The following is a 15,882-nucleotide window of genomic DNA, read 5'->3' as shown; positions in this document are numbered from 1 at the left end:
GGTTATTCACGGAGCCGGGAGCGCCAGTGCGCCAAGTGATTACGGGTCACCTTGGTGTCACGGTGCTCCGCGCCCAACACCCGCTCCTGGTCGGTGAGCAGGCGCGCGAAGTCGGCCACCGCGCCCGCAATATCGCCGGAGTGCGCGCGATACGCAGCGAGATTATTGCGGGTGAGCAGCGTGTCCGGATGGTCCGGCCCGAGTACGCGGAGGCGGTCGGCGAGCAGCTGCTCGGCATCGTGCACAGCACGCTGCACGTCGCCTGCCTGCTTCCGGTACGACACGAGGTTACTGCGCGCGACCAGCACGTCGGGGTGGTCCGGGCCCAGGATGCGCAGCTGATCGGCGATGACCTGTTCGGCCTCGGCGATCGCGCCGGGTAGGTCACCGTTGTGCGCGCGGAGAGAAGCGAGATTGCCTCTGGTGAGCAGGGTCGCGCGATGGTCCCGTCCCTGCACCCGAATCTGGTCGACCAATACTTCTTCCGAGTCGGTCAGCGCACGCGCCAGATCGCCAGCGTGCGCGCGATAAGCCGCGAGGTTCAAACGCGTGCGGAGCACGCTCGGGTCGTCGGGCCCGTGCAGACGAAGCTGGTCGGCCAGCACGGATTCGAACTCCGCGATCGCCCCTTCGAAGTCACCACTATGCGCACGCACGGTAGCTAGCTTCGCGCGCGTCAGCAGCACGCGGCTATCGTGAAATCCCAGCACCCGAACTTGATCCGCGAGCAGATCCACCAGCTCCGCGATAGCGCCAGCCGAATCTCCGTTCTCACTGAGAAATCCCGCGAGGTTACTGCGCGTCGCCATGGTCTCGGCGTGATCGGATCCCAGGATGCGACGCCGATCGGCCAGCAATCGCCGCGCCTCGGCAATGGCGCCGGACAGGTCGCCCCGCCGCGCCTGGAGTGTGATGAGCCTGTTCCGCGCCGCCAGCGTTGCCGGATGGTCCGCTCCGAGCACCCGGCGCCGGTCGGCGAGCACCTGGGCCAAATCTGCCGACGCGTCCGCCAGGTCGCCGGACTCACTACGACATACGGCGAGATTGAAGCGTGTCGACAGGGTGTTCGCATGGTCCGGTCCGAGGATCTCGAGCTGGCCCTCGAGCAGCCGCGCGTACTCGGCGATCGCACCGTGCAGGTCACCGCTCTCCGCCCGCCGCAGCGCGAGATACTCCCGGGCATGCAAGGTGTCGGGATGAACGGCACCGGCCACTGCCTCGATCGACGGCAACCAAGCGGCCCACAAATCGCGGTTGTCGACAGCACGCGTCGTCTCGAGGGTGGTGAGGTAGGCCAACGCACGCCCGCTGTCGCCGCATTCGAGATAGTGGCGGGCTGTTGATCCACGGGCGTACTCGACGGCGCGGGCACTGGTGCACCGCATCGTCGCCGCAATGATCGCACGGTGCGCGTCTTCGATGACTACGTCGAGCCATGTGAACTGCGCGGTCAGCGCCGGCAGCAGTGCGTTGTGGGCGATGCCGAGGGATTCCTGCGCGGTGCCGGGGTTGCTGCGCGTGATCAGCGCACCCAGGCAGACTGCGATGTCGCGGATCCGGACCGCAGTGATGTCCTCGCGGAACGACGACATCGCGTTCTCGAGCAGCTCGATGGGTAGCACCGGGCCTGCCCCGGCCGCCACGAGGATGGCGAGCAGCGGACCGATCGAGCCCGACGCAGCGGGTTCGGCCGTGTACATGGCCGTCCGGACTCGTTGGGCCACAACGGCTTCCAGTTCGGTGCCGACCGAGACCGAACGCCCGATCAACGACGGCAGGACTTCGCTTTGCAACCGGGCCAGCAGCCAGCCCCCGGCTTCCGGCGCCCTGGCGGGCTCGTCCTCGTCCTCGTCCTCGGCAATGTCCGGCTGCGGTGTACCCCACACCGGGCCCTCGTCCGACTTATTGATCTCCTCGAGCCAGGGCGGCAGCCCTTGGTGTGTGAGCGTTGGACCGCTCGGCGACTTCGCAGGTTCACCGAGTGCGGCGGGCGCGTCGAACGAACTGGTCGGTGCAGCCGGAACGAGCTCGCGCCACCCGGCACGCACGAGGGCGGCGATGTCGGCGGCGGTCGGCTCGGGCAGCGCGACGCGATGCATGTGCGCAAGGTCAGGGTGCCGGTCGGTGCCGGATCCCTCCCGGATCGCGGCGATGACCCGGACATGGCGCAGATCCTCGCGGCCGGTCAGCTCAGCGACCGCAGCCACCAGCAGTTTTCGGCTGCCTGCGGTCGGCTGATCCAGGCCGTCCAGTACCAGCGTGATCCGGCTACCCGGCCGCGACACCTCGGCCAGCGGCCGCCGGACCCAGATATCGAAGACATCCGACTCGGCCGCTTCGGCACGCTCCTGAGCAGCGCGCAGCGCTTCGGCATACCCCGGAACCCGCGCTGCCAGCTGAGCGGATAACTCCTCAGCCACCGATTCGAGCGAGCTGCTCGCCGTGAGAAATATTGCCGCGGTTACATATTCGGGCGCGATGGCCAGACCATCGACCACGCTGGGCCGGATAAGCAGTGCCATCAGGGTCGACTTGCCTGCGCCCGGCGGACCGATCACCGCGCGTAACCGCTGGCCACCCGCATCGATCACCTCGGCAAGGCACTCGCGCATCGTGTCGGTGAACAGTAATCGGCGGGTCAGCTGGTCCACGACACCGGCCGCAGGCCGACCGGTGAGCGCGTCTCTGCGCCGAGCCGCGTTGGGTACCAACCACAGTCCGGCATCACCACCCGGACTGGTCGACACCGTGCCCGCGGTGAACGACAAGTGCAACGGCTGCTGCAGGGCACAACCGCGCGCGACCGGATCGACCAGGTCGTACGGCAGCAGATTCTCGCCACGCAGCGGCAGTCCGGCACCGAAGGTGGAAAGCATTGTGCGGGTGAAACATCCCGCATAGGCAGGCCCGTCCCCCGCCGCCACCAGCAACTCCATCCGCCCCGCCGACCGCGCCAGCGGCCCGGTCCACAGCCGCGCGGCACCCCGCACCCCCTGCTCGGTCTCACACGCGTCGACCAGCACGATCAACCCGTCCAGCGCCGAGGTATTGAGCCGCTCCCTGATCCCCTGCGTCAAATGAAACGCGTTGTCCGACCGCGGCACCAACGGCGAATCGCGCGCCATCAGATAGAAGTCCCCCGAATTGGTAGCCGTCCCATGCCCGATGAACGCAACCAACAACGTCGCCCGCTGCGCCGAAGCCCGCTCGAACGCCACATCGATCGCCGTAACCAGCTCTCCCGCAGTCGGATCGAGCACCGGCCCATCAACCCCCGTCGCACTCCCCCACCCACCCACCTCCCGCAACCGCGCATACAGCTCAGCAGCCAGCCGACCCGTGAACCCCAGCTCCCCCAACGCCGAACACTCCGCCCCCACCACCAGCGCAAGCCGTCCTCCCATGCAAGGCAACATACCCGCGCGCACACCTACCCCGGGACCTGCACCAACTCTCGGGACCCGCACCCTGCCCGGGGCGCCTGACGGTGCGGATCCCGCGAACCGGTGCGGGCCAAGGCAATCACCGCTCGCTCGCAGTCACGAATTGCGGGGCCAGCACCCGATCAGCTCGGAAACCCTCGGTCCAGCTGGTCCCAAGTAACGGTGACCTCTAACGGGTCAGCGGTCTGCACGGCGAAGAGATCCTTATCTCGAACGGCACCGCCGCCGCTCACATATAGCTGGTCCGCCGACAATCGCAGCCGCTCGATGGACATCGCGATACCGTCGTCCCCGGCCATTCGGATAATCCAGTAGTGCGGAATTCCTGCTTTCGCGTACAGCCTTCGTTTGGTGATCAGATCTTCGGTGACGGTAGAGGCCGACACTACTTCGACGATGACGACTACGTCCCCGGCGAGCGGCTTGTCCTTCCAACGACCACCGCGGTCACGGGGAACACATCGGTACACGATGACATCGGGACGCCGGTAATTGAACCGCGGTACTTCGGAGAACAGCACATCGAGTTCACTGTTCACCTCATGGCACGTGCGGTTGTCGCGGTCGTGCTTCTCCGTCGCATCCAGCACCGCCTGGACAAGGTTCCGGGAGATACGCTGATGACTAGGGCTGGGCGACTCGCAGTGAATGATGCGGCCATCCTCGACCTCGATCTGCCGGGTCAGATCCTCCGGTAGATCCAGGTACGAATCCAACGTGATCTCCGGCACGGCAGTTGCCTGCCGGAGCCATGACCAATCGAATGCCTCGGACATGCGCCTCCACCCGATGCGGCGGGCTCGATCCCGCGATCCAGCGGTCGGCGACCGCTGGACCCACCTTATCCAAGGTCCGATCTCCGGTCCGTCACCCGGCCCTAGGTCCCATGTCCCTGTCCGACGGCGCGGGTTCATACGGCGGCCGCACCCGGCTCGCAGAGACGATGGCGGCCAGTCCACTATGGACCAGCAGGACAAGCGCGCGGCAGTGCGTGTGCCCGAGTTCAACGCCGATGCTGTCGCGGATGCCGACGATGACGCGCACGCCGCCGAGCTCGTGGCGTCGTGTCAGGTGTGCACCGACTCTCGGGACCCGCACCCGCTCCGGGGAGCCCCAGCAGTGCGGATCCCGCGAACCAGTGCGGATCAGCGGAAAATCACCGCCCGAGCTCCTCGCGCCAGTAGGCGAGGGTGGTTTGGGTGCGGATGGTGGCGGCGTGGGTGGGGCCGAGGGCGCGGAGTTCGGCGACCAGGAGGACTTCGAGTTCGGCGATGGCGCCGGCGATGTCGCCGTTCTGGGCTTGGCGGGCGGCCAGTTCGTTGCGGGTGGCGAAGGTGTCGGGGTGGTCGGGGCCGAGTACGCGGAGACGGTCGGCGAGCAGGCGGGCGAAGTCGGCGATCGCGCCGGGGAGGTCGCCGGCGTCGGCACGGTAGCTCGCCAAGGAGCTTCGGGTGGTGAGGGTGTCGGGGTGGTCGGGGCCGAGCACGCGGAGGCGGTCGGCGAGCAGGTGTTTGAACTCGGTGCCCGCGCCGGCCAGGTCGCCGCTGCGGGCGCGGAAGGCGGCCAGGCTGTTTCGGGCGGCCAGGGTTGCGGGGCGGTCGGGGCCGAAGACGCGCTGGCAGCCGTCGAGTATCTGCTCGAAATCGGCTCGGGCGCCGGGGAAGTCGCCGGTCTCGGCGCGCCAGTAGGCCAGGCTGTTGCGGGTTTTCAGGGTCTGCGGGTGCTCGGGACCGAGCACCCGGGAGCGGTCGGCGCGTAGTTCTTCGAAATCGGCGATGGCGCCGACGAGGTCGCCCAGGTCGGCACGGTTGGACGCCAGGTCGTTTCGGGTGCGCAGCGTGTCGGGATGGTCGGGGCCGAGCAGGCGACGCTGGTCGCTGAACAGCCGCTTGTATTCGGCGCGGGCACCGATGTAGTCACCGCAGCGGGCCCGGTAGGTAGCCAGGTTCGCGCGCGTGCCAAGGGCTTTGGGGTGATCGGGGCCCAGGATGCGCAGGCGGTCGGCCAGCAACAGCTCGAAGGCGGTGATGGCGCCGACCAGGTCGCCGCTCTCGGCGCGGTGGTAGGCCTCGCGACTGCGGGTGGTCAGGGTGTCGGGATGGTCGGGGCCGAGCGTCTCGATGAAGGCAGGCACCCAGGCGGCCCAGAGATCGCGGTTGTCCGCGGATCTCGCGGTCTCCAGTAGTTCGAGGAAGTGCAGGGCACTGGCGGAATCCCGATAGGCGAGGCAGTGCCGCACGGCCGACCCGCGTGCGTAGTCCGCGGCGCGGTCGCTGGAACTCTCCTTGATGGCGGTCACGATGGCCCGATGCGCGTCCTCGAGTTCCACACCGAGCAACCGGCACTCGTTGCGCAGCCCGGGCAGCAGGGCACTGTGCGTCACACCGAGCGACTCGCGCGGGGTGCCCGGCCGGCTGCGCGTCACCAGCGCGCCCAGGGCCACCGTCATATCCCGGATCCTGGCGATGTGGAAGTCCACGCCGAGCGCCGTCATCGCGGCATCGAGCAGCTCGATCGGCAGCACCGGCCCGACCCCGGCGGCGACCAGTACGCTGAGGAAAGTGCCTGCCGCACCGGATGTTTCGGCAGACATGCCGCGCAGCGCCCCCTCGACCCGCAAGGCGACGATGCGGTCGAACCCGATACCGGCGGCGACCGCGCCATCGGTGATGCTCGACGCCACCTCCGCCAACATCCGAGCCAGCAGCCAGCCGCCGGAAACCACATGCGACTCGTCCCCGACGGCCGTCGGCGCCTCGGCCAGCAGCGACTGGATCCAGTTCACCCAGTCCGCCGGGTCGGCGGGCGCCCCGCTGCCGCGCGCGGATCCGACTACGGTGGCGATGTCGTCGGCGGCCGGTTCACCCACCTCGATGCGGTGCATGTGCGCCAACTTCGGCCAGTGCTCGACACCCGTCCCGTCCCGGATTCCGACGATCACCCGCACGTGTCGCAGATCGTCGCGCCTGGTCAAATCGGCGATCGCGGAGGCGAGCAGCCGCCGGGTGCCTTCCTGCGGCTGGTTCAATCCGTCCACCACCAGCGTGACCCGTCTGCCCGCGGTCGACAGTCGCGCCAGCGGATGCCGCACCGACAGGTCGAAGATGTCGAACTCGTCCCTGGCCCGGTGCGCGCGCACCGTCTGGGCCGCCTCCGCGAATCCGGGCAGCCGCGCGGTCAGCTGCGCCGCCAGCTCGGCCGCGACCGCCTCGATCGAGCTGGCTGCGGTGAGAAATACTGCGGCGGTGACATATTCGGGCGTCACCGCGAGCCCTTCGCCCAGGCTCGGCCGAATCAGCATGGCCAGCAAGGTGGCCTTACCTGCACCCGCCGGACCGATCACCACGCGCAGCCGATGGCTGCCCGCGTCGACGATCGCGTCGAGATGCTCACGGACATCCGGCGTCACCAGCAGTCCGCGGGTGAGCTGATCGACGAATCCCGCTGCCGAACGGCCACTTACCGCATCACGGTGCCGCGCGGTATTGGGTACCAGCCAGAGCCCGGGATCCGCGGTGTGCGCCACCGAGACCGAACCCGAGGTGAACGAAAGATACTGCGGCTGTTGATGAACGCAGGTACCGGCGATCGGATCGACCAGATCGGCGGGCAGCAGGTTCTCCCCGCGCAGCGGCAGCCCGATGTCGAACGTGGACAGCATCGTTCGGGTGAAACAGCCGGAAAACGCGGGCCCCTCGCCGGCCGCGACCAGCATCTCCATCCGCCCTGCCGACTGGGCCAGCAGATCAGTCCACCGGCGGGCCGCACCGATCACCCCCTGCCCGGTCTCACAGGCATCCACCAGCACCACCAGACCGTCCAGCGCCGACTGGTTCAGCCGCTCCCTGATCTCCTGGGTGAGATGAAAGGCGTTGCGCGAGTTAGGCACTGCAGGCGAATCGTGGGCGAGCAGATAGAAGTCCTCGGCGCTGGTCGTCACGCCGTGACCGATGAACGCGAGCAACAAGGTCGCCTGCCGCTCCCCGGCCTCCGCGAACGCCGCATCCATCACCGTCGCCAGCTGCCCCGCGGTCGGATCCAGCACCGGCCCGTCCAGCTCCGTGGCCGAGCGCCAACCACCGACCTCGGTCAAGCTCGCGTACAACCCGTTGGCGAGTTCGCCGGTGAACCCCAGTTTCCCCAGCGCCACACACTCGGACCCGACAACCAACGCGAGCCGTCCTCCCATGCAAGCAACATACCCGTGTGCTATCGACGGCGATCACACACCCGCAACCTGGGCATTCCGCCGTGACAACGATCGCGTTACGTTCACCGATTCCGTTCGGATACCGAAACGTGCTGTGCGGGACGTAGTGTGGCGGTCTGGTAACCAGCGGGAGGAGATCGGTGCGATGAGCGACCCGGTGGTCGGTTTGACGGGTACGCTCACATCGCCGATCCGGGGTGCGGGCTTGCTCGCAGAGGTGCTGATAGCAATTCGAGGGGGGACAGAGCTGTACATCGCACGCGCCGCCGAGGCGATTCCGGCGGGCGCGACCGTGTTGGTCATCGCGGTGAATCCGGGACGCATCCTCGATGTGGTGCCATGGATTCCGCTGACGCCGGAACCGGCCGGACCATTCTGAAGCAGTTCTGAAACAGTAAGGGAGACAACCGTGCTGGGTTACCACGTACCCAACCCGGACGAGGCGATGCTGATCAGCGGCGCCAAGAGCGCAGACAACGCGCCGTTCAAGGTGGTGATCGGCCGGGGCAGTTGGGTGATTCCGCTGTTTCGCAAGGTCAGCTACCTTTCGCTGGCCATGTTCGAGGCCGAGATCAAGGAGCGCTGCGTCACCAAGCAGGCCATCCAGCTCGAGGTCCGTGCGGTGATCGCGTTCAAGGTCGCCAACGACACCACCTCGATCGTCAATGCGGCGCAACGCTTCCTGTCCGAACAGGAGAAGGAGATGTCGGTGCTCACCGGCCGCATCTTCTCCGGCCACCTGCGCTCGATCGTCGGCTCGATGACGGTCGAGGAGATCATCCGGGAGCGCCAGAAGCTGGCCGATGAAGTGCTCGTGGCCTCGAAGGTGGAGATGGGCAATATCGGGCTCTGGGTGGACTCCTTCCAGATCCAGTCCATCGACGACGGCAACCTCGGCTACATCCAGGCGCTCGCCGCGCCGCACAATGCCACCGTGCAGCGCGACGCGCAGATCGCGCAATCGCAGGCGGCGCAGCTCTCCGCGCAGGCCGAGCAGGAGTCGCTGCGCAGGCAGGCGGAGTACCAGCGCGAGACCGCGATCCTGCGCGCGCAGTACCAGCGCGACATCGACAAGGCGAATGCCGAAGCGGCACAGTCGGGTCCGCTCGCCGAGGCGATGGCGATGCAGGAAGTGCTTACCGCACAGGCTATTCAGGCGCGCAAGGAAGCCGAGCTCCGCGAACAGCAGTTGCAGACCGAAGTGGTGAAACCCGCTCAGGCGGAAGCGGAACGGGTGCGCATCCTGGCCGAGGCGGAGGCCGACCGCACCAGGATCCAGGCCGCCGCGGCCGCGTCGAACAACCGGATCGCGTTGGACCAGTTGTTGATCGAACAACTTCCGGAAATCGTCAAGCAGGCCTCGAACGGATTGGCGAACGCGAATCTGACCGTGCTCAACGGGCCGGACGGAGTGAGCGAACTCGTCAACGGAATGGTCGGCCAGGGACTCACCGTTTTCAATTCATTACAAAAGGCGCTTTCAACCAACGACAGCGAAAACGCGGGCTAAGGTGGCCGGGTAGCGACGGCGCGGCGAGGAGCGGGTGTTGGTGTCCATCGGGAAATTGGTGTCGTTCGACAGCTCTCGGGGATTCGGTTTCATTCGACCGGAAGATGGCGGGCCGGACGTATTCGTGCACGTCAACGACATCGGTCTGGATGAAGACGAGTTGCGCCAGGGTCGGGTGTTCGAATTCGACATGACAGAGGGTGATCGTGGGCCGAAGGCCGTCAATCTGACCGTGGTGGCCGGTCAGCCGGGCCCGCCGCCCGCGCCGCACAAATCCAAACATCGGTCGAACTCGGGCCAGCTCAACGCGAGCGAACACAAACGACTGATCACCGAGCTGCTGCTCGACGCGAGCCCCGCGCTCACCGCGGGCGAGATTCTCACCATTCGCGATCGGCTCACCGTCTTCGCCGAGCAGCACGGCTGGCTGGACAGCTGAGAGGTGAACCGCCGCATCCGCACGTTCGATGATCTTGTCGGATGCGGCGCATACGATCATCGGCGAGGCCACTACCCGCACCGATGAATTTCGCACGATCGCGGCGTCGGTACGGGTAAGCAACGAACCCGAGGAGGATCGCGTGGACCTGCCGGTCATGCCGCCCGTCAAGCCGATGCTGGCCAAAACCACGTCCGGCGTGCCACGTGAAGCGGGGCTGAGTTACGAGCCCAAATGGGACGGATTCCGCTGCATCGTATTCCGCGACGGGGACGAGGTGGAACTCGGCTCACGCAACGATCGCCCGCTGACCAGGTACTTCCCCGAGGTCGCCGAGCTGCTGAAGCAGGCGCTGCCGGATCGGTGCGTCGTCGACGGCGAGATCGTGGTGGTCACCGAGCAGGGCCTCGACTTCGATACGTTGCAGAACCGGCTGCACCCCGCCGCCTCGCGGGTCAACAAGCTGGCCGTGGAGACACCGGCCAGTTTCGTCGCGTTCGATCTGCTCGCCCTCGGCGACAAGGACCTGACCGAGGAACCATTCGCCGAACGCAGGCGGCTGCTGGAAACAATCTTGGACACCGCACTCGCGCGGGTGCACCTCACGCCGATCACCCAGGATCCCGACGTCGCCGAGGACTGGTTCACCCGGTTCGAGGGCGCCGGCTTCGACGGGGTGATGGTCAAGGGCAACGACCTCACCTACCTGCAGGACAAGCGGGTGATGCTCAAGGTCAAACACGAACGCACCGCCGACTGTGTGGTCGCCGGGTTCCGCTGGCACAAGGACGGCGAGGGCGTCGGTTCGCTGCTGCTCGGTCTGTTCGACGACGAGGGCAATCTCAACCATGTCGGGGTCGCGAGCAGTTTCACCGCCGCGCGGCGCAAGGAACTGGTCGAGGAACTGGCACCGCTGCGCGAAAACGCCCTGGAAAACCATCCGTGGCGGGAATGGGCCGACGCCGCGGCGCAGGCCAGGGCCGACGGCAAGATGCCGGGCGGGGTGAGCCGCTGGACCGGCGGCAAGGACCTGTCCTGGGAGGCACTGCGCACCGAACTGGTCGCCGAGGTCCGCTACGAACACGTGCAGTCCGGGCGGCTGCGCCACGGCGGCAGGCTGGTCCGCTTCCGGGCCGACCGCACGCCGGAATCGTGCACCTACGCCCAGCTCGACGAGGCACCGCCCGCCGAATTGAGTGCGATCTTCACCGAGGTCCCAGCAAAGGGCGACGGGCCGGCGAAAGCCGATAGCGAGGCGAAGTCATGACCGAGTCGGTCGATATCGAGCTGGACGGCCAGACGGTCACCATCAGCAATCCCGACAAGGTGTATTTCACCAAGCGGGGCGAGACGAAACTAGATCTCGTGCATTACTACCAGGCGGTGGCCGAACCGTTCCTGAATGTGGTCGGCGGGCGTCCGCTGCTGCTGGAGCGTTATCCGGACGGCGCCTCCGGGAAGTCGTGGTTTCAGAAGCGGGTGCCGAAAACCGCGCCGAAGTGGCTGCACACCGTCGAGGTATCCACGCCGAACGGCACCACCGCCGACGCGCTCGTCGCCCACGATCTCGCGCACATTCTGTGGGCGGTCAACCAGGGCTGCCTGGGTTTTCACGTGTGGCCGAACCGGGCCGACAACCTGAAGATCGCCGACGAGCTGCGCATCGACCTCGATCCCTCCCCCGGCATCACCTTCGACGACCTCAAGCACGCCGCCGTGCTCACCCGAGAGTTGTTCGCGGAGTTGGGCATCGAGTCGCGGATCAAGACCTCCGGGTCTCGCGGCCTGCACATTTATGTTGCGCTGGAACCGAATTGGGATGGATACCAGGTGCGGGCCGCCTCCGTCGCGCTGGCCAGGGAGCTGGAGCGCCGCCATCCCGAGCAGATCACCGCGCAGTGGTGGAAAGAGGAGCGCGGCAACCGCGTGTTCGTCGACTTCAATCAGAACGCCCCGCACAAGACGGTGTTCGGGGCGTGGTGTGTGCGCCCGAAGGTCGGCGGGCAGGTCTCCACCCCGATCGACTGGTCCGAATTGGACACCGTGGTCCCGGACGAGCTGACCATCGCCACCGTGCCCGCGCGACTGGCCGACAAGGGTGATCCGTGGGCCGACCGCGCACCACAATCGATTGCCCCGCTGCTGGAAATGTCGGAACGCGATATGGCCTCGGGTCTCATGGACGCGCCATGGCCACCGCAGTATCCGAAGATGCCGAACGAACCGCCCCGCGTTCAGCCGAGTCGTGCCAAGAAAGAGGAGTAGCGCGCTACTCGGTCCAGAGCACCCAGGTGCCGCTGCGGCCGGAGAGTTCACAGACCAGCGCGCGCCCGTCCGCGGTGCGGCCCGTCTTCGCAGTGCTGCCATCGCATTTGCCCCCGGCCTGCTGGATCGCCGTCGACACCACGAACGGGCCCGACCACCGATAACTGCCCGAGCTCAGTAGGCAGATGAGCGTGCCGCCCTCGGCGCCGCTGCCGATCTGGCCGACCTGACTCTCCGTGCACGACGCACCCTTTTTCAGGTTGCTCGGCTCGGTCGTGCTCGCGCCTGTCGTGGTGGTCGCTGCCGTGCTCGGCGCGACGGAGGTGGTCGGCGGGGGTAGTCGATCGGCGGTCGACGGTGCCGACAGGCTCGCCGTCGTCGGCTGCCGGTCCGGGCGAGTCAGCGAGTCCGGCAGCATGTTTCCCGACAGCACCACCAGCCCGGCGACGGCGGTCACCTCCGCGACACCGATCAGCAGCGCGAACATCGCCATCACCCGGCCGCGCGGGTGCGAGAACGCGATGAACCCGAAAACGATGGCGACCGGAAACAATCCGACCAGCGCGGCCACCAGCGCGACGATCGCATAGGGGTTCACAATGGGCGGAATCTCCACCCGCAACCGGCCGGTCCGGCGCCGCGGCGCCTCTTGCCAGCGCTCCTCGGGTTCCGGCTCGACCCACTGCTCTTCTTCGGCCGCCGGCCACCTGTCATCCGGCGCTGCCGCAGGCCAACGTTCACTCTCACGGCGATCCGCCCGTGCCATGCCAGGACCCTCTCCACACAAAACCACCGTGCAGGAACCTCGGACTGCCCGGACCCGCCCCGATATCCCGACCCACAATAGGGGCACGGCGGCGCGACATCATCTGAAACGTGCAATTGCTGGCTGTTTTGCCATTCGAGGTTCATGCTGATCGGAAAGTGTCACTGATCTTGCGCTGACTCCCCAGGAGGAACCATGTTCGGTAGCACCACCCCCGACGACCGCGAAAATCGGCCGTGGCACGCCCAGGCGGGCGATCTACTCGGCGACAATTACAACGTTCCCGGTCTCATTCTCTGCGCGCTCGGCATGGTCGCGCTGGCCTGCACCCTCACCGCCGCCGGTTACGGCTTCAGCAATTGGACCCAGATCGGCGCGATCGCGACGGCCGCGCTGTGGATCCTCGGCGTCGGCGCGCTGCTGGTCGAGCATCGGCGCGAGGAGGTGCTCGAACGCAAGTACGGCAGGCTAGGCCACGCGCCGGGGCACCGACGGCCGGTGCGCTACAGCATGGAACCGGTCGCCCCCGGCGAGGCGGCCCCGGAGCCACTCACCTAGGCCCGGTATCGAAGTCCGGCCGGATGCTGACGGATACGGACCGCCGTGCACTCAGTGCCGGCGGTCCACCTTCGGCAGTGACTCGGTGACCAGCGTCATCAGCATGTCGGCCAGCAGCTCGTGCACCTGCGGGCGGGTGAGTGTGCCGCGGGTGATCCATTCGCGCCCCGCGACTTTCACCAGCCCGCCGTACGCGCGGACCATCGCGCGCAAAGCCGCACTGCGTGCCGAATCGGCCAGTCCGACCATGAGCAGCAGGCGCTCGGCGGCCGCGTCGTCGGCCTGATCGAGGATCTGCTGCACCTCGGGGTCGTCGCCGACGCCCTCGTGGCTGGTCACCTTCACCCAGGTGCTGCCGTGCTCGGCGATGGTATCCAGCAGCCAGTGCACACTTGCCTCGACGCGCTCGCGCTCGGTGCCGGTGGGCACGATCATGTCGTCCAGCCTGGGCAGGGTGACCATGCGGCGCACTACCGCGAGATAGAGGTCGCGTTTGTTGCCGAAGTAGTGGTTGATCAGCCCGCGGGCCACTCCGGCGCGCTGGGCCAGCTCGGCGGTGGACACGGCCGCGTAGGGCCGCTCGCCGAACATGTCGATCGCGCAGGCCAGGATCTGGGCCCGCCGCTCGTCGGGTTCGAGCCGACGCCGGCGCGGCAGCGCGGCAGCGTCGGTGTCGTCCCGGCGAGCGGTGGCATCGCTCGTCGTATCAGAGAGACCGGGCAATGAGATCCTTCATCACCTCGTTGCTACCCGCGAGGATGCGCAGGACGCGGGCGCCGGTGTAGAGCTGCGAAATCGGATACTCCGTCATGTAGCCGTAGCCGCCGAACAGTTGCAGGCAGCGGTCCACCACGATACCCAGCTGGTCGGTGAGCCAGTACTTCGACATCGCCGCGGTCGGAATGTCGAGTTCGCCGCGCAGATGCTTGACGATGCAGTCGTCGAGGAAGGTGCGGCTGACCTTCGCGATGGTGGCGCACTCGGCGAGCTCGAACTTGGTGTTCTGCATTGCGAACAGCGGCTTGCCGAAGGCCTCGCGGCCCTTGGTGTAATCGATGGTCAGCTGCACGGCCTGTTCCATCATCGCGACCGCGATGATGCCGGTGACCAGGCGTTCCTGGGCCAGCATCTGCATCATCTGATAGAAACCGAGGCCCTCGGCCTCGCCGAGCAGATTCGAGGCGGGCACCCGCAGTCCGTCGAAGAACAGCTCCGCGGTGTCCTGCGCCTTGCCGCCGATCTTGTTCAGGATACGGCCGCGCTTGAAGCCGGGGGTGTCGTCGGAGACGTCGGCGAAGATCAGCGAGACGCCGGAGGCGCCCTTGGTCGGGTCGGTCTTGGCGGCGATGATGATGCCGTCGCAGAGCCAGCCGTTGGTGATGAAGATCTTCGAGCCGGTGATGACGTACTCGTCGCCCTCGCGGATCGCGCGGGTCTTGATGTTCTGCAGGTCGGAGCCGGTGCCCGGTTCCGTCATGCCGATCGACAGCACCATCTCACCGCTGGCCGCCTTCGGCAGCACGCGCTGCTTCAGTTCCGCGGAACCGAACTCCTTCAGGTACGGCGCGATGATCGAGCTGTGCACCGGCATGCCCATCGACCCGTCACCCGCGCGGGACTGTTCCTCGATGATCGCGGCCTCGTGCGCGAAGGTGCCGCCGCCACCACCGAATTCGGTAGGGATGGCGGTGCACAGCAGGCCGAGCTCGCCGGCCCGGTTGTACAACGCGCGGTCGGGGTGGCCCTGCGCGACGAATTTCTCCTCGTGCGGGACGACCTCCTTCTCGAAGAACGCCTTCGCCAGGTCGCGTACCGCCTCGACCTCGTCGTCACTCCATGCGGCGCGTGCCATCATCGCATCCTTTGCTCGCTGCTCTCCGGCCTCGGTGCCGGTCCCTCGCCATCAGATTCTCGCACTATTGGCAGTGTGTCAACAAAGCGGGCACGCGGTGATCCAACCCGGGGCGATGGGTTATCAGCTTGCGGGCTGTTGCGCCTGATTCACGGCGGCGAGCGAGGTGAGGATCGGCGTCTCCGGATCGGCGGAAATGCCCTGCCTGCGCAGGAAACCGTCGATCAGGCCCCAGACGAACTCGGTGGCCTGATCGATGAATTCGGCGGTCCGGTCCGGGTGCGGCACAGCGGAATCGGCCAGCCACAGGTCGGTGATCGCGACGACCACACCGACCACCGCGCGGGACAGATAGTCGATGCCCGCGGTGTCGATCGGGATGGACTCGGCGATGTCGCGGGCCTGCCTGGCGAAACGGTCCGAGGCCGCGCGGCCGAGGTCGAATTGCAGCACGGTGCCGTCGGACTGCTGGGTCACCTGCGCCTGGCCCAGGAAGCGAAAAACGTTGGGATGCTGGAGAATGCTGTCGGCGTATCCGGTGAGCACCCGCCGCAACGCGATTCGCGGGGGTTGCAGCATGAGCGTCAGATCGTTGCCCGCGGCGGCCGCGGCGGCCTTGGCCATCCGGTTGCCGATCTCAGTGTAGAGATCGGCCTTGTCGGCGAACTGCCGATACAGGCGGGGCTTGGTGATGCCCGCCTCCCTGGCGATGTCGTCCATGCTCGGCCGCGGCCCGTCCCGGTCGATCACCCGGATCGCGGCATCGACGATCTCCGCGCGGGAGGTCGGCGAAGAACGAACGCTGGGACGGGGCACGACCGCAGCATACACGTACCGCC

At 67.2% G+C, this 15,882-nt stretch carries 13 protein-coding genes; 6 read left to right on the top strand and 7 right to left on the bottom strand.

The window, feature by feature from the left end:
* Positions 1-2: 2 nt before the first annotated feature.
* The 3 genes from DBO33_RS20600 to DBO33_RS20590 all read right to left on the bottom strand — a co-directional run bounded on the left by DBO33_RS20600 (position 3) and on the right by DBO33_RS20590 (position 7,632).
* Positions 3-3,404: a tetratricopeptide repeat protein gene (locus DBO33_RS20600; protein WP_159080384.1), complete on the bottom strand. Its 3,402-nt coding sequence runs from the start codon at positions 3,402-3,404 to the stop codon at positions 3-5.
* A gap of 161 nt (positions 3,405-3,565) precedes the next feature.
* Entirely contained in the window at positions 3,566-4,219 is a 654-nt protein-coding gene (locus tag DBO33_RS20595; protein WP_159080383.1) for a Uma2 family endonuclease, read from the bottom strand.
* Positions 4,220-4,599: 380 nt separating this feature from the next.
* On the bottom strand, positions 4,600-7,632 hold the full coding sequence (locus DBO33_RS20590) for a tetratricopeptide repeat protein (protein WP_107656499.1): 3,033 nt from the start codon (positions 7,630-7,632) through the stop codon (positions 4,600-4,602).
* Positions 7,633-7,798: 166 nt separating this feature from the next.
* Here DBO33_RS20590 and DBO33_RS20585 point away from each other — a divergent pair, with 166 nt between their 5' ends.
* The 5 genes from DBO33_RS20585 (at position 7,799) to ligD (ending at position 11,867) form a co-directional block, all read left to right on the top strand.
* Entirely contained in the window at positions 7,799-8,032 is a 234-nt protein-coding gene (locus DBO33_RS20585) for a hypothetical protein (protein WP_107656498.1), read from the top strand.
* Between the two features lie 30 nt (positions 8,033-8,062).
* Positions 8,063-9,163, top strand: coding sequence for an SPFH domain-containing protein (locus DBO33_RS20580; RefSeq protein ID WP_107656497.1), 1,101 nt, complete (start codon positions 8,063-8,065; stop codon positions 9,161-9,163).
* 40 nt (positions 9,164-9,203) lie between these two features.
* Entirely contained in the window at positions 9,204-9,602 is a 399-nt protein-coding gene (locus DBO33_RS20575; RefSeq protein ID WP_371865768.1) for a cold-shock protein, read from the top strand.
* 142 nt (positions 9,603-9,744) lie between these two features.
* Positions 9,745-10,869: an ATP-dependent DNA ligase gene (locus DBO33_RS20570; protein WP_199856993.1), complete on the top strand. Its 1,125-nt coding sequence runs from the start codon at positions 9,745-9,747 to the stop codon at positions 10,867-10,869.
* Positions 10,866-11,867, top strand: a complete 1,002-nt coding sequence (gene ligD, locus DBO33_RS20565) for a non-homologous end-joining DNA ligase (protein WP_107656495.1) — start codon at positions 10,866-10,868, stop codon at positions 11,865-11,867. The genes DBO33_RS20570 and ligD overlap by 4 nt, the downstream gene beginning before the upstream one ends.
* A gap of 4 nt (positions 11,868-11,871) precedes the next feature.
* On the opposite strand, the gene DBO33_RS20560 is transcribed toward ligD, so the two are convergent.
* Entirely contained in the window at positions 11,872-12,633 is a 762-nt protein-coding gene (locus DBO33_RS20560) for a DUF4190 domain-containing protein (protein ID WP_107656494.1), read from the bottom strand.
* 195 nt (positions 12,634-12,828) lie between these two features.
* Here DBO33_RS20560 and DBO33_RS20555 point away from each other — a divergent pair, with 195 nt between their 5' ends.
* Positions 12,829-13,191, top strand: coding sequence for a hypothetical protein (locus DBO33_RS20555; RefSeq protein ID WP_107656493.1), 363 nt, complete (start codon positions 12,829-12,831; stop codon positions 13,189-13,191).
* Between the two features lie 51 nt (positions 13,192-13,242).
* On the opposite strand, the gene DBO33_RS20550 is transcribed toward DBO33_RS20555, so the two are convergent.
* The 3 genes from DBO33_RS20550 to DBO33_RS20540 all read right to left on the bottom strand — a co-directional run bounded on the left by DBO33_RS20550 (position 13,243) and on the right by DBO33_RS20540 (position 15,859).
* Positions 13,243-13,914 (bottom strand): TetR/AcrR family transcriptional regulator, encoded by a 672-nt coding sequence (locus tag DBO33_RS20550; RefSeq protein WP_234390944.1) that lies wholly within the window; start codon positions 13,912-13,914, stop codon positions 13,243-13,245.
* Complete coding sequence (locus DBO33_RS20545) at positions 13,898-15,043, bottom strand: acyl-CoA dehydrogenase family protein (RefSeq protein WP_107660445.1); 1,146 nt, start codon at positions 15,041-15,043, stop codon at positions 13,898-13,900. Before DBO33_RS20545 ends, DBO33_RS20550 begins: the two co-directional genes overlap by 17 nt.
* Positions 15,044-15,166: 123 nt before the next feature.
* Positions 15,167-15,859 (bottom strand): TetR/AcrR family transcriptional regulator, encoded by a 693-nt coding sequence (locus tag DBO33_RS20540; RefSeq protein WP_234390943.1) that lies wholly within the window; start codon positions 15,857-15,859, stop codon positions 15,167-15,169.
* Positions 15,860-15,882 lie beyond the last annotated feature (23 nt).

The organism is Nocardia suismassiliense (assembly GCF_900269665.1).
Taxonomy (GTDB): Bacteria; Actinomycetota; Actinomycetes; order Mycobacteriales; family Mycobacteriaceae; genus Nocardia; species Nocardia suismassiliense.
This window is presented reverse-complemented; position numbering and strand designations above follow the sequence as displayed.

Excerpts from the sequence above, each read along its gene's own strand:
- DBO33_RS20600 (WP_159080384.1), bottom strand. The coding sequence starts at position 3,404 with ATGGGAGGACGGCTTGCGCTGGTGGTGGGGGCGGAGTGTTCGGCGTTG.
- DBO33_RS20595 (WP_159080383.1), bottom strand. The coding sequence starts at position 4,219 with ATGTCCGAGGCATTCGATTGGTCATGGCTCCGGCAGGCAACTGCCGTG.
- DBO33_RS20590 (WP_107656499.1), bottom strand. The coding sequence starts at position 7,632 with ATGGGAGGACGGCTCGCGTTGGTTGTCGGGTCCGAGTGTGTGGCGCTG.
- DBO33_RS20585 (WP_107656498.1), top strand. The coding sequence starts at position 7,799 with ATGAGCGACCCGGTGGTCGGTTTGACGGGTACGCTCACATCGCCGATC.
- ligD (WP_107656495.1), top strand. The coding sequence starts at position 10,866 with ATGACCGAGTCGGTCGATATCGAGCTGGACGGCCAGACGGTCACCATC.
- DBO33_RS20560 (WP_107656494.1), bottom strand. The coding sequence starts at position 12,633 with ATGGCACGGGCGGATCGCCGTGAGAGTGAACGTTGGCCTGCGGCAGCG.
- DBO33_RS20555 (WP_107656493.1), top strand. The coding sequence starts at position 12,829 with ATGTTCGGTAGCACCACCCCCGACGACCGCGAAAATCGGCCGTGGCAC.
- DBO33_RS20545 (WP_107660445.1), bottom strand. The coding sequence starts at position 15,043 with ATGGCACGCGCCGCATGGAGTGACGACGAGGTCGAGGCGGTACGCGAC.